Here is an 11,899-nt window from a genome sequence, read left to right as displayed (position 1 = left end):
CTTCTTGAAAACCCCCGGATGGTGTTGCATGTCGTCGAAAGAGCCTGATGTCTGGTTCCGTTTTGTCAGGGCCCACAGGACGGTCATCCGTGAAATTGAACGCCGCCTGGCCGAGGCGGACCTGCCGCCCTATGCCTGGTATGACGCCTTGTGGGGCCTGGAAAGCGGCCCCGACGGCACCCGCCGCATGCACGAGTTGGCCGATGTGCTGGCGATCGAGCGCTACAACCTGACCCGGTTGGTAGACCGCCTGGAAAAGGACGGCCTGGTGGTGCGTTCGCGTTCCGAGGGTGATGGCCGTGCGGCGTTTGCCTCGATCACCGACGCGGGCCGGGTGTTGCGCAAAAAGATGTGGAAGATCTACGAAAGCACAGTGGATGAACTGTTCCTCTCGCAGATCGAGCCGGAGCAGCGCCAATTGTTTGCCGACACCCTGGAGCGCACGGCGGGATTGGCGATGGAGGCGGGTATACAGCCCCGCAGCCGACGCAAACCCTGACCTCTGTGGAGATCCATTGTGGGAGCTGGCTTGCCTGCGATAGCGGACTGTTAGTCAATACATTCTTGGCTGATGCACCGCTATCGCAGGCAAGCCAGCTCCCACAATTAACCGCATTCCAGTTCATTCGAGTGGGTACAGGGCCATCGCTGTTTCCACCTGCTGAAGATCAATACACCCTTCATCCGCCAGCGCTTTGAGCGCCGACACCACGATCCAATACCGGCTCGGCGCCGACGCCTGCACCGTCCCCGCACCCAGTGCGACAAACCTGGCACTCACATGCCCGCCCAACTGATCGACAATCGCCTGCGGGTAGCCGGTCACGGCAATCACTGGGGCTGTGCTGCCTTCCAGGCAATCACGTAAGTGGCTGCTCTGCCTGGGCGCTGTGGGATGCAGCCGGTTCCATCGTTCGGCCGCCGCCGCTTCACGGGCCAGGCGGGTATAGCTGGGGCAGCTCCACACCTGAGCTGAAATATTCCAATCCTGTTCCAGCAATTGCGCAGCGTGCAGCACTGCTTCCAGCGCCCGGCCGGCGCCGAGCAGTCGCACGTCGGCCGGGCCGTCAGGCGTGATCCGGTACATCCCCTTGAGTGCGTGCTTGCGCTGCTGGGTATTGAGCGGCATGGGGTTCTCATGGTCATGCAGCGTCAGGTAATAAAAACCGGGCATGCCGTCGACATACAGCCGGCGCAAACCTTCCAGCACAATCGCGCGGGCTTCTTCTGCGCAAGCCGGGTCATACGGGGTGCAGTGGGGATGGGTAGCGAGCCACAACGGCAGTGAAGGTTGTGCGCCTTTGGGCCAGGTCGAGGATTGGTTCTCGATGCTGTTGCACAGGATGCCACGCCGCGCCGTCTGGTCCGAGAGTGCACACAACTGCGCAGAAGACGCGGCACTGTGCAGGTACAACAGCGGTTTTTCCGCGGTGTTGCGTCCGAACCAAACCGGCCAGCTGTTCGCACGGCGAGAGTGTGACTGGCCGCGAATCACCCAGGCATGACGGCTGGACTCCAACGTATTGGCCATCGCCATGACGGTAGACAGCGGTGAGCGGCGCGACTGCCCGGCAGCCTTCAATGCATCGATGCAGAGCAGCGCGGAAAGCGCGGTTGAAGCGGGCATGGGTCGAGCCCCCTGATGGCGAAAGCCATACCCTAATGGAAATATCCATATGATTGCAATTGCAATGATTGCAAAAGTCGCTCAAATCCGAGGTGCTAAATCGTCGCAACGCTGCTACGTTTATTCTGCAAGTGCAGGAACGTCATGGCGTCGACATTTTTTCGTCATCACGGCACTTTAGGCTGGGTTTGCAGGTCATTTATCTGCAACCGCTTTCAACCTGAAAAGGAGTCCACCATGGACGATTACCAAGAAGAGCTGCTGGAGTACCACGCGTTTGAAATGGATCCACTGGATCCAGCCGACGACGCTACCGAGCTGTAAGACCGACTTCAGGCGGAATGCCGCTGACTGCGGCGAAATTCCCCTGGGGTCTGGTTGTTCCACCGCCTGAACGCCCGTTGAAATGCCTGGGCCGAGGCAAAACCGAGCAAGTAGGCGATCTCGCCGAACGCCAGTTCCGTGTCGCGAATGTAGGTCATGGCCAAATCGCGGCGGGTATCGTTGAGAATCGCGCGAAACTGAGTGCCTTCTTCGGCCAGTTTGCGGCGCAGCGTCCAGGTTGGCAGCTTCAAGCGTGCCGCCACTTCTTCCAGGTCGGGTTCCCGGCCGCCATTGAGCATCGGCCCGAGCAACCGGGTAATGCGCTCGCGCAGGCTGCGGGTGCGGGTCAACTGCTCCAACTCCCGTTCACACAATTGCAGCAGCATCTGCCAGGTACTGGGGCAGTGCTGAGGGTTGCGCAGGGCCAGGGTGTGCTGGCTGAGGCGCAGTTGGTTGGCCTCGGCGCCAAAGTGCAACGGGCCATCGCCCAGCACGCTGTAGTCTTCGCTGTAGTCCGGCGCTTCGAACTCGATATCAATGCGCTGTGCCTGCACTGGCTGCTGGGCCAGGCTCGACAATTGGTGCAGCCAGCCGGCGATGATCGAGTCCACCACGAAGCGGTTGTAGGCGTTGTAGGGGCTGATGGAATAGAAGCGCAGCCAGGCGCCTTCGGCGTCCTCATGAAAGCTCGACTGCCCGCGATAGTTGGAACCGTACAACGCTTCGAAACGGGTCAGGGTGCGCGCCGCTTCCCGCACGTTGGGCGCCTGGGCGGCCGTCACGCCCGCGAGGCCGGCCTGGCTCAGGCGGCTGAGCTGGCCCATGCGCAAGCCCAGGCTGGGCGCGCCAGTGAGCTGGATAGCCGCGTGACCCAGGCGCATGTAGCGCGGGATCGACAAACGCGCACCCGCTTCGGCGAGACGCGCCGGGTCAAGGCCGTATTGCAGCAGCAGCGGTTGCGGGTCCAGGCCATGGCTGTGGATGGCATCGGCCAGCGCTTGCACGAAGCCGACCGACAGATCCCCCAGGCGTACGGGCTTCACGGTGTCACAACCAGATATTCAACAAGCGTGCGCCACGGGTGCCGCTGTCGGCGGTGACTTGCCCGTTGCTGCTGAGGAAGCTGTGGCCGGCAGTGCCCAAATCCCAGAACTGCCCGCGCAGGAACACGCTCATGCCGGCGGTGGCTTGGCTGACCGGCTGTTGGCTGATCAGGGTCAGGCGGCGCCACGCTTCGCCTTCGCTGAGTTCTTCGGGCTTGAGGCTGATTTCAGTCGGCGTCGAGACACTTTTAAAGCCGCGCCAAGGGCGATCCCAGGTGTCGCGGCCGGTGACGAACGCCGGCACTGCCACCAATTGTGCGCCTTGCTCATTGAGTTTGCGGTAGTTGTCCGGGTACCAGCTGTCGCTGCCAATCAACACGCCCAGGCGACCGGCCGGGGTATCCACCACGCTGACGATGTTTTCATCTCCCGGTTCGATAAACCCGCGCTCATCGTAGATCGGGTAGAACTGGCGCTGCGGCTGGCCAACGGGCAGGCCGTCGGTACCGAACACCAGGCTGGCGTTGTACAGCGCGCCATGGCCGACATGCAGTTGGCCGTCTTGAACGCTCGGGTTGGGCAGGGCGATGGAGCCCGCCACCAGGGTCACGCCAAATTCCTTGGCCAGGCCACCGAACAACGTTTGGTAATCACGGGCCATGCCCTTGGCTTTCATGCGCAGGTAGGCGTCGTCGGTGCGGTTATCGCCGGTGGCGCCGATCCAGGCACGGGCAAACAGGAACGGGTTGCTGGCCGACAGCCAGTTCATTGCATCTTTAAGGTGGGTGGCCTGGTACAGCTCGTTTTTCTCGCCGCTGAGCATCAGCCAGGTGCCGATGTGTTCGGGCAGCACCACGATGGTTTTCTGATTGATCAACCCCTGGTCCCGGGCCTTTTGCAGATAGGCCGCGAGCTTCAGGTGCAGGCGTTCCAGGCTCTGGTAGTCGGCCGGGAACAGTTCCGGCTGGATGCCCAGCAAGTTGCCCCGATCGGCCGGCAGGCCTTCATTCACGGCCAGGGTAATGCGCAGGTCCGACAGGTAATGCGCCACGGGGCGCTCCTGGGTCCAGACCAGATACGCGGCGACGGCGGCAACCAGGGCCATGGTGACGGTGAAGGCAAGAAGTTTACGCATGGGGCAACAGACAACAGACCGTGTATAGGGTTCGCCGACTAGGGTAGGGCCCATGGCGGGGCTTGCCAAGGGGCGCTGTGCATTTGGATCAATAACTTGTGAGTTTCGGTCATTGAGCCGTCGTCCAGCGCCTCTTAGTCTGTGGGACATAAACCGATGGCAGGCCATTCGAGCCTGTCACGTCCCGTGATGATCCGTTGTGGAGCTGTACCATGACCGCTGCTGCCTACCCGCACCTGCTGGCCCCGTTGGACCTGGGTTTCACCACCCTGCGCAACCGTACCCTGATGGGCTCGATGCACACCGGCCTGGAAGAAAAACCCGGTGGTTTCGAGCGCATGGCCGCCTACTTTGCCGAGCGCGCCCGTGGCGGTGTCGGCCTGATGGTCACCGGTGGCATTGGCCCGAACGATGAAGGCGGTGTGTACGCCGGTGCGGCCAAGCTCACCACCGACGAAGAAGCACAGAAGCACAAGATCGTGACCCAAGCGGTGCACGAGGCGGGCGGCAAGATCTGCATGCAGATCCTCCACGCCGGCCGTTATGCCTATAGCCCCAAGCAGGTGGCGCCGAGCGCGATCCAGGCGCCGATCAACCCGTTCAAGCCCAAGGAGCTGGACGAGGAGGGCATCGAGAAGCAGATCCAGGATTTCGTCACCTGCTCGTTGCTGGCCCAGGTGGCCGAGTACGACGGCGTCGAGATCATGGGCTCCGAAGGCTACTTCATTAACCAGTTCCTCGCCGCCCACACCAACCATCGCACCGACCGTTGGGGCGGCAGCTACGAAAACCGCATGCGCCTGGCGGTGGAAATCGTGCGCCGTGTGCGCGAGGCCGTGGGCCCGAACTTCATCATCATTTTCCGCCTGTCGATGCTCGACCTGGTGGAAGGTGGCAGCACCTGGGAAGAGATTGTGCAGTTGGCCAAGGCCATCGAGGGCGCGGGCGCGACGATCATCAACACCGGTATCGGCTGGCACGAAGCGCGAATCCCGACCATCGCCACCAAGGTGCCGCGTGGCGCGTTCAGCAAAGTCACCGCCAAGTTGCGCGGTGCGGTGCAGATCCCGTTGATCACCACCAACCGCATCAACACCCCGGAAATCGCCGAGCAGATCCTGGCCGAGGGCGACGCCGACATGGTGTCCATGGCGCGGCCGTTCCTCGCCGACCCGGAGTTCGTCAACAAGGCGGCGGCCGGACGTGCCGATGAAATCAACACGTGCATCGGCTGCAACCAGGCCTGCCTGGACCACACCTTCGGCGGCAAGCTGACCACTTGCCTGGTCAACCCGAGGGCGTGCTACGAAACCGAGCTGAACTACCTGCCGGTCAAGCAGATCAAGAAAATCGCGGTGGTCGGCGCTGGGCCTGCGGGCTTGGCGGCAGCCACGGTAGCGGCGGAGCGCGGTCACCAAGTGACGTTGTTCGATTCGGCCAGCGAAATCGGCGGCCAGTTCAACATCGCCAAGCGCGTGCCGGGCAAGGAAGAGTTCTTTGAAACCCTGCGGTACTTCAAACGCAAGTTGCAGACCACCCACGTCGAGCTGTGCCTCAACACCCGCGTGGATGTGGCGCAATTGGCGGCCGGCGGCTATGACGAAATTATCCTGGCCACCGGTATTGCCCCGCGCACGCCAGCGATCCCGGGTATCGAGAACGCCAAGGTGCTGAGCTACCTGGACGTGATCCTGGAGCGCAAGCCCGTGGGCAAGCGCGTGGCCGTGATCGGTGCTGGCGGTATCGGTTTTGACGTGTCGGAATTCCTCGTGCACCAAGGTGTGTCCACCAGCCTGGACCGTGACGCGTTCTGGAAAGAGTGGGGCATCGACACTCAGCTGCAAGCCCGTGGCGGCGTGGCCGGCATCAAGCCGCAGCCCCATGCGCCGGCGCGTGAAGTGTTCCTGTTGCAACGCAAGACCTCCAAGGTGGGCGACGGCCTGGGCAAGACCACCGGCTGGATTCATCGCACCGGTTTGAAGAACAAACAGGTGCAGATGCTCAACAGTGTCGAATACCTGAAGATCGACGACGAAGGCCTGCACATCCGCATCGGTGCCGAGGGCGAGCCCCAGGTGCTGGCGGTGGACAACATCATCATCTGCGCCGGCCAGGACCCGTTGCGCGAACTGCAGGACGGCCTGGTTGCCGCCGGGCAGAACGTGCACCTGATCGGCGGTGCCGACGTGGCCGCCGAGCTGGACGCCAAGCGCGCCATCAACCAGGGCTCGCGCCTCGCCGCCGAGCTGTAAAAGCGGAAAAGGGACGGTGTTAGACTACCGTCCCTTTTTTCATGCAGATATTTGCCGATGGGCCCGTTCGATTGGCTTCCCCAGGCACCCCTTGAACCTTTGCCGTTGGACTGGCTGAAAGGTGTCGAGTTGGCGGTGCTGCGCCTGGATCGTATCGACCCGCTGATCAGCGGCAACAAGTGGTTCAAGCTCACCGGGCACCTGGCCCAGGCGCAAGCCGCCAGGGGCCTTATCAGCCTGGGCGGCGCTTACTCCAATCATCTGCACGCCGTGGCGGCGGCGGGGAAACGCTTTGGGTTCCCCACCGTCGGCCTGCTGCGCGGCCACCCGCAAGACACCCCCACGGTTCTCGACCTCAAAACGTTCGGCATGCAACTGCATTGGCTCGGTTATGGCGGTTATCGCGCGCGCCATGCGCCGGGTTTCTGGGCGCCTTGGCAGGAGCAGTACCCGGATTTTCACCCCGTGCCCGAAGGCGGCGGTGGGCAGGCGGGTGCAGCGGGGTGCGCGGTGTTGGTTGAGCAGGTGCGCGGTCAGTTGGCGGCGCTCGGCTGGGACGATTACGACGCCTGGTGGCTGGCGGCGGGTACCGGCACCACGTTGGCGGGGTTGGCACTGGCGGAGGCCGGCGCGCACCCGGTATACGGCGCCATGGCCGTGCCCGATGATCATGGTGTCGCACAGAATGTCGACGCCATCGTGCGGGGTGGTTATGAACTGCTGGACGCCAGCCGAGGAGGCTTTGCCAAGGTCGACCCGCTGCTGCTCGACTTCATCGACGCCACCGAACGCGCCTGCGGCCTGCCGCTGGAGCCGCTCTACACTGGCAAGGCGTTGTTGGCGTTGAAGCAACAGATCGAAGCCGGTCGCTTCAGCCCCGGCACCCGCCTGATCTTCGTGCACACCGGTGGCCTGCAAGGCCGCCGGGGCTTTGCAGCCTAGCGCAGATCCCCTGTGGGAGCGGGCTTGCTCGCGAATGCGGTCTATCAGTCAACTGTTTTGGTGGTTGTTCCGCTGCCTTCGCGAGCAAGCCCGCTCCCACCTGGCATCATTCTCAAGGCAGTGTTATCGCGCAGCACATAATGATGAAAGATACCCGCCAGGGCATGCAGCCCGATCAGCCAGTAGCCGATCTTGCCGAAGAGCACGTGCCAGCCTTCGATCTGCTTGGCCAGGGCCTTGTTCTCGGCGATCAGCGGTGGCAACTCTATGCCATAGAACATCACCGAATGCCCCTCGGCGCTGACGATCAGCCAGCCGGCAATCGGCATGCCGATCATCAAGGCATACAGCGCAAAATGCATCAGGGTGGCCAATAAGCTCTGCCATTGTGGCGGTGCCGGTACGATCTTCGGCGCAACGCCCAGGCTGCGGGCAAACAGGCGTAGCCACACCAGTACAAACACCGTGAGGCCGAACATGAAGTGCATCTCGACGATCAACGTTCGCCCGCCACTGCCTTTGGGGAATTGGCCGCGTAACTCAATGCAGGCGTAGACCACCGCCAGCAGCACCACCATCAACCAGTGCAACGCGATCGACATGGTGCTGTAGCGCGTATCGGAGTTTTTCCACGGCATCGCTGGGTTCCTCACTCATCAGGGCAAACCTCCGCTCTAGGGCGGCGGAGTTCTTTAACTGTATGCCGGTTTTGAGCGGTTTGCCTGGCGTGAATGCCGTTGTTTTGACCTCTATCAGTGGCTTTGCGGCATTTCACCGCGGGCCAGGCGCTTGTTGATATCGGTGATGATCGCCGGCAAGTCGTTGAGGGTGTCGATCAGGTAATGCGGGCGCGAGCCTTCGAACAGCGCTTCGATGCGCTTGCGCTCGCTGGCCAGGGTGGCCGCATCCAAGGCACGGAACTGCTCGTAAGTCAGGCCCAGGGCGTTGCCGGAGCAGGTCAGGGCCACGGTCCACATGCCGGCGCGGCGACCTTCGAGAATGCCTGGCACGGTGTCGTCAACCTTGACGCACGCCGCCACATCATCGATGCCCAGGGCAATCACGTTGGCCAGTGCCTGGGCCGGCCAAGGGCGACCGTTGGGCACTTCGTCGGTAGCCACCACATGGTCGGCGATGTAGCCGTTGGTGGCGGCCAGGGCGACGACCTTGTCCATCACTTGCTTCGGGTAGCCGGAGCAGCTACCCACCTTGATGCCTTGCACCCGTAGGCGCGCAATGGTGTCCAGGGCGCCGGGGATCAGGGCCGAGTGTTCGGCGATCTTCTCGATCTGCAGCGGCATGAAGCGCTGGTAGATGGCGGTCACATCATCGTCGGTCGGCGTGCGGCCAAACGCTTGTCGGTAGCGCTCGGCAACCTGCGGCTGATCGCAGAGCGTGCGGATGTGGTCCCACTTACCCATGCCCATCGGGCCACGGGCTTCTTCGATAGAGACCTGCACGCCGAACTCGGCGAAGGCTTCGACAAAGATCTGGGTGGGCGCGAACGAACCGAAGTCGACCACGGTGCCGGCCCAGTCAAGGATGACGGCCTGTAGGGTGTTGGGGTTCTGATAGTTCATACACAAATCCTGTAGGAGCTGGCTTGCCAGCGATGAACGAAAATGAGGTTTTACAGAGAGACCGCGTCGCCTGTGATCGCCGGCAAGCCGGCCCCTACAGGTTCGAGCACGTTCATGTCTTGCAGTGCTTGCGTGATCGCCGTCACGGCAGCCCGCATCCCGTCTGCATCCACATGCCCGATGCAGCCCACGCGGAAGGTCTCAACCTGGGTCAACTTGCCTGGGTAAAGGATGAAACCCTTGGCCTTGACCCGTTCGTAGAAGTCCTTGAACTGATAACGCGGGTCTTTGGGGGCGTGGAAGGTGACGATGATCGGCGCCTGGATTGCGGCCGGCAGGAAGCTGCGCAAGCCCAGCGCGGCCATGCCGTCCAGCAACGCCTGGCAGTTTCTCGCATACCGCTGGTGCCGAGCGGGCAGGTCGCCTTCTTCGTGGTATTGCAGCAAGGCTTCGTGCAGGGCCGCGACCACGTGGGTCGGCGGGGTAAAGCGCCACTGACCGGTCTTGGCCATGTACGCGTGTTGGTCGAACAGGTCCATCGCCAGGGAGTGACAGTTGCCCTCGGCGACGGCCAGCGCCTGCTTGTCGGCGAAGACAAAACCCATGCCCGGCACACCTTCCAGGCACTTGCCCGAGGCGGCGATCAAGGCGTCGAACGGCACGTGGCGGGCGTCGATGGCGAGTGCGCCGAAGGAACTCATGGCGTCGATGATCAAGCGCTTGCCGTGCTGTTTCACGACCTGGGCGATTTCCGGCAGCGGGTTGAGGATGCCCGTGCTGGTTTCGCAGTGGATCAGCGCAACGTGGGTGATGCTGTGGTCGGCGAGCAACAGGCGCTCGACGTCGGCGGCGGTGGTGGGTTCGTCTTCGGCGGTTTCAAAGGTGCTGAAGTCGCGACCGAGCACTTCGCAGATCTTCGCCAGGCGTTTGCCGTAGGCGCCATTGATCAGCACCAGCACCTTGCCGTTGCGCGGTACGAGGGTGCCGATGGCCGCTTCGACGGCGAAGGTGCCGCTGCCCTGCAACGGCACGCAATGGTGGCTGGCTTCGGCGTGAAGAATCGCCAGTAGTTGGGCGCAGACGCTGGCGGTGAGCGCGTTGAAACGGTCGTCCCATGAACCCCAGTCCACCATCATCGCCTGGCGTGTGCGGTTCGAGGTGGTCAGGGGGCCGGGAGTCAGCAGGATCGGCGCGGCAGTGGTCATCTCAAGTCCTCGCAAAGCATCGGGGGTTGAATCTACGGCGCCTAAATTGCAGTTTGGCTTGTTATCAATCAAATTGTTTGTTGTTATGCGAGCTATCAGTGAGGCCGATAGCTATGAACCTGTTCCAATTGCGTGCATTCGATGCCGTGGCCCGCGAGGGCAGCTTTACCCGTGCCGCCGCGCGGCTGTTTATCAGCCAGCCGGCGGTGACCGGGCATATCAAGGCCCTGGAGGAGTACTACCAGATCCCGCTGTTGCGCCGCACCGCGCGGCGCGTGGAGTTGACCGAGGAGGGCACGCGCCTGGCGGCCATCACCCGGGCGATCTTTGGGTTGGTGGACGAGGCACAGACGCTGCTGGAGGCCAACCGACAACTGCTCACCGGGCGCCTGGAAGTGGCCGCCGATGGCCCGCACCTGGTGATGCCGATGATCGCCAGCCTGCGTGCGCGCTACCCCGGCATCACCGTCAACCTGCGCCTGGGCAATGCCCAGGAAACCCTGGCGGCGCTGTTGTCCGAGCATGCCGATGTGGCGGTGCTCACCGAAGTGGAACCGCGCACTGGCTTGCACCTGCAGCCGTTGAGCGAGTCGCGGATCTGCGCCCTGGTGCCGGCCGGGCACCCGTGGACGGTCGAAAAGGCGGGCATTCGCCTGGAGCAGTTGAACGAGGTGATCATGGTGCTGCGTGAACCCAGCTCCATCACCCGGCGCACTTTCGACAATGCCTGCCTGGCGGCCACGGTGCAGCCCAAGGTGTTGCTGGAGCTGGACAGCCGTGAAGCGGTGACCGAAGCCGTCGCCGCCGAGCTGGGGGTGGGGGTGGTGTCGTCGATGGAGGTCAGTCAGGACCCGAGGGTGCGTGCGGTTGCGCTGCAGGGCGAGGGGCTGGTGAACCGGCACATGCTGGGCTGCATGGAGCGGCGTCGATCGTTGCGTCTGATCCAGGCGTTTTTCGAGCTGGCGCCCTGACGGTTTTTGGTGGAACGATGGGTTTTTGCGCTATAAACTCTGCCCCCAAAGCGCCGGCCAGTAGACGTTTGGGCGCGATGGACGAAAAGAGAGTGAGTCATGGGCGCACAGTGGAAAGTCAAACATAAAGAAGCGGCAGCCAATGCCAAGGGCAAGATCTTCGGCAAGCTGGTGAAAGAAATCACCATCGCCGCCCGCAACGGCGCCGACACCGCCACCAACGCCCACCTGCGTCTGGTGGTGGAGCAGGCCAAGAAGGCCTCGATGCCCAAGGAAACCCTGGACCGCGCCATCAAGAAAGGCGCCGGCCTGCTGGGTGAAACCGTGCAGTACCACCGCGTGACCTACGAAGGGTTTGCTCCGCACCAGGTGCCGCTGATCGTTGAGTGTGTGACCGACAACATCAACCGCACCGTGGCGGAAATCCGCGTGGCCTTCCGTAAGGGCCAACTCGGCGCGTCCGGCTCCGTGGCCTGGGACTTCAACCACGTCGGCCTGATCGAAGCCTCGCCGGACACCCCGGACGCCGACCCGGAAATGGCCGCCATCGAAGCCGGCGCCCAGGATTTCGAAGACGGTGAAGAAGAGGGCACCACCCTGTTCATCACCGAGACCACTGACCTCGACGCCGTGCAGAAAGCGCTGCCGGAGCAGGGCTTTACCGTGCTGTCGGCCAAGTTGGGCTACATCTCCAAGAACCCGGTGAGCGGTTTGACCGACGAGCAGATGGCCGAAGTCGAAGCCTTCCTCGAAGGCCTGGACAACCATGACGACGTGCAGGACATGTTCGTCGGCCTGGCAGGCTGATCAGACCAACTCT

General features: G+C 62.8%; 12 protein-coding genes. 6 read left to right on the top strand and 6 right to left on the bottom strand.

All coding sequences use genetic code 11. The features are described 5' to 3' along the window. Positions 1–28: 28 nt before the first annotated feature. Complete coding sequence (locus HX792_RS26760; protein ID WP_176998893.1) at positions 29–499, top strand: MarR family winged helix-turn-helix transcriptional regulator; 471 nt, start codon at positions 29–31, stop codon at positions 497–499. A 123-nt stretch (positions 500–622) separates the two neighbouring features. Here the strand turns inward: HX792_RS26760 and HX792_RS26755 are convergent, their stop codons facing one another. After that, a complete protein-coding gene (locus tag HX792_RS26755; RefSeq protein WP_176998892.1) occupies positions 623–1,627 on the bottom strand; it encodes a pyruvate dehydrogenase in 1,005 nt (334 codons plus the stop codon). A 144-nt stretch (positions 1,628–1,771) separates the two neighbouring features. Here HX792_RS26755 and HX792_RS26750 point away from each other — a divergent pair, with 144 nt between their 5' ends. Further along, complete coding sequence (locus HX792_RS26750; protein WP_176998793.1) at positions 1,772–1,951, top strand: hypothetical protein; 180 nt, start codon at positions 1,772–1,774, stop codon at positions 1,949–1,951. 8 nt (positions 1,952–1,959) lie between these two features. Here HX792_RS26750 and HX792_RS26745 read toward each other — a convergent pair whose 3' ends face one another. Then, a complete protein-coding gene (locus HX792_RS26745) occupies positions 1,960–2,994 on the bottom strand; it encodes an AraC family transcriptional regulator (RefSeq protein ID WP_176998891.1) in 1,035 nt (344 codons plus the stop codon). Between the two features lie 4 nt (positions 2,995–2,998). After that, on the bottom strand, positions 2,999–4,129 hold the full coding sequence (locus HX792_RS26740) for a carbon-nitrogen hydrolase family protein (protein ID WP_176998890.1): 1,131 nt from the start codon (positions 4,127–4,129) through the stop codon (positions 2,999–3,001). Between the two features lie 212 nt (positions 4,130–4,341). Between HX792_RS26740 and HX792_RS26735 the strand changes: the two genes are divergently transcribed. Together HX792_RS26735 and HX792_RS26730 are read left to right on the top strand one after the other, a co-directional pair. Continuing rightward, a complete protein-coding gene (locus HX792_RS26735; RefSeq protein ID WP_176998889.1) occupies positions 4,342–6,381 on the top strand; it encodes an NADPH-dependent 2,4-dienoyl-CoA reductase in 2,040 nt (679 codons plus the stop codon). Positions 6,382–6,438: 57 nt separating this feature from the next. Next, positions 6,439–7,323 carry a 1-aminocyclopropane-1-carboxylate deaminase/D-cysteine desulfhydrase gene (locus HX792_RS26730; RefSeq protein WP_176998888.1) on the top strand — a complete coding sequence of 295 codons (885 nt, stop codon included), beginning with the start codon at positions 6,439–6,441 and terminating at the stop codon, positions 7,321–7,323. A gap of 44 nt (positions 7,324–7,367) precedes the next feature. On the opposite strand, the gene HX792_RS26725 is transcribed toward HX792_RS26730, so the two are convergent. The 3 genes from HX792_RS26725 to HX792_RS26715 form a co-directional block, all read right to left on the bottom strand. After that, positions 7,368–7,961 carry a cytochrome b gene (locus tag HX792_RS26725; protein WP_176998887.1) on the bottom strand — a complete coding sequence of 198 codons (594 nt, stop codon included), beginning with the start codon at positions 7,959–7,961 and terminating at the stop codon, positions 7,368–7,370. 114 nt (positions 7,962–8,075) lie between these two features. Beyond that, positions 8,076–8,903: a phosphonoacetaldehyde hydrolase gene (gene phnX, locus HX792_RS26720; RefSeq protein WP_176998886.1), complete on the bottom strand. Its 828-nt coding sequence runs from the start codon at positions 8,901–8,903 to the stop codon at positions 8,076–8,078. A 50-nt stretch (positions 8,904–8,953) separates the two neighbouring features. Continuing rightward, a complete protein-coding gene (locus HX792_RS26715; protein ID WP_176998885.1) occupies positions 8,954–10,108 on the bottom strand; it encodes a 2-aminoethylphosphonate--pyruvate transaminase in 1,155 nt (384 codons plus the stop codon). 113 nt (positions 10,109–10,221) lie between these two features. Here HX792_RS26715 and HX792_RS26710 point away from each other — a divergent pair, with 113 nt between their 5' ends. Continuing rightward, positions 10,222–11,079, top strand: coding sequence for a LysR substrate-binding domain-containing protein (locus tag HX792_RS26710; protein WP_176998884.1), 858 nt, complete (start codon positions 10,222–10,224; stop codon positions 11,077–11,079). 99 nt (positions 11,080–11,178) lie between these two features. Beyond that, entirely contained in the window at positions 11,179–11,886 is a 708-nt protein-coding gene (locus HX792_RS26705) for a YebC/PmpR family DNA-binding transcriptional regulator (RefSeq protein WP_131698122.1), read from the top strand. The last annotated feature ends 13 nt before the right edge of the window (positions 11,887–11,899 follow it).

Source organism: Pseudomonas sp. B6002 (assembly GCF_013385985.1).
Classification (GTDB): Bacteria; Pseudomonadota; Gammaproteobacteria; order Pseudomonadales; family Pseudomonadaceae; genus Aquipseudomonas.
This window is presented reverse-complemented; position numbering and strand designations above follow the sequence as displayed.

Excerpts from the sequence above, each read along its gene's own strand:
- HX792_RS26760 (WP_176998893.1), top strand. The coding sequence starts at position 29 with ATGTCGTCGAAAGAGCCTGATGTCTGGTTCCGTTTTGTCAGGGCCCAC.
- HX792_RS26755 (WP_176998892.1), bottom strand. The coding sequence starts at position 1,627 with ATGCCCGCTTCAACCGCGCTTTCCGCGCTGCTCTGCATCGATGCATTG.
- HX792_RS26750 (WP_176998793.1), top strand. The coding sequence starts at position 1,772 with ATGGCGTCGACATTTTTTCGTCATCACGGCACTTTAGGCTGGGTTTGC.
- HX792_RS26740 (WP_176998890.1), bottom strand. The coding sequence starts at position 4,129 with ATGCGTAAACTTCTTGCCTTCACCGTCACCATGGCCCTGGTTGCCGCC.
- HX792_RS26735 (WP_176998889.1), top strand. The coding sequence starts at position 4,342 with ATGACCGCTGCTGCCTACCCGCACCTGCTGGCCCCGTTGGACCTGGGT.
- HX792_RS26730 (WP_176998888.1), top strand. The coding sequence starts at position 6,439 with ATGGGCCCGTTCGATTGGCTTCCCCAGGCACCCCTTGAACCTTTGCCG.
- HX792_RS26725 (WP_176998887.1), bottom strand. The coding sequence starts at position 7,961 with ATGCCGTGGAAAAACTCCGATACGCGCTACAGCACCATGTCGATCGCG.
- phnX (WP_176998886.1), bottom strand. The coding sequence starts at position 8,903 with ATGAACTATCAGAACCCCAACACCCTACAGGCCGTCATCCTTGACTGG.
- HX792_RS26715 (WP_176998885.1), bottom strand. The coding sequence starts at position 10,108 with ATGACCACTGCCGCGCCGATCCTGCTGACTCCCGGCCCCCTGACCACC.
- HX792_RS26710 (WP_176998884.1), top strand. The coding sequence starts at position 10,222 with ATGAACCTGTTCCAATTGCGTGCATTCGATGCCGTGGCCCGCGAGGGC.
- HX792_RS26705 (WP_131698122.1), top strand. The coding sequence starts at position 11,179 with ATGGGCGCACAGTGGAAAGTCAAACATAAAGAAGCGGCAGCCAATGCC.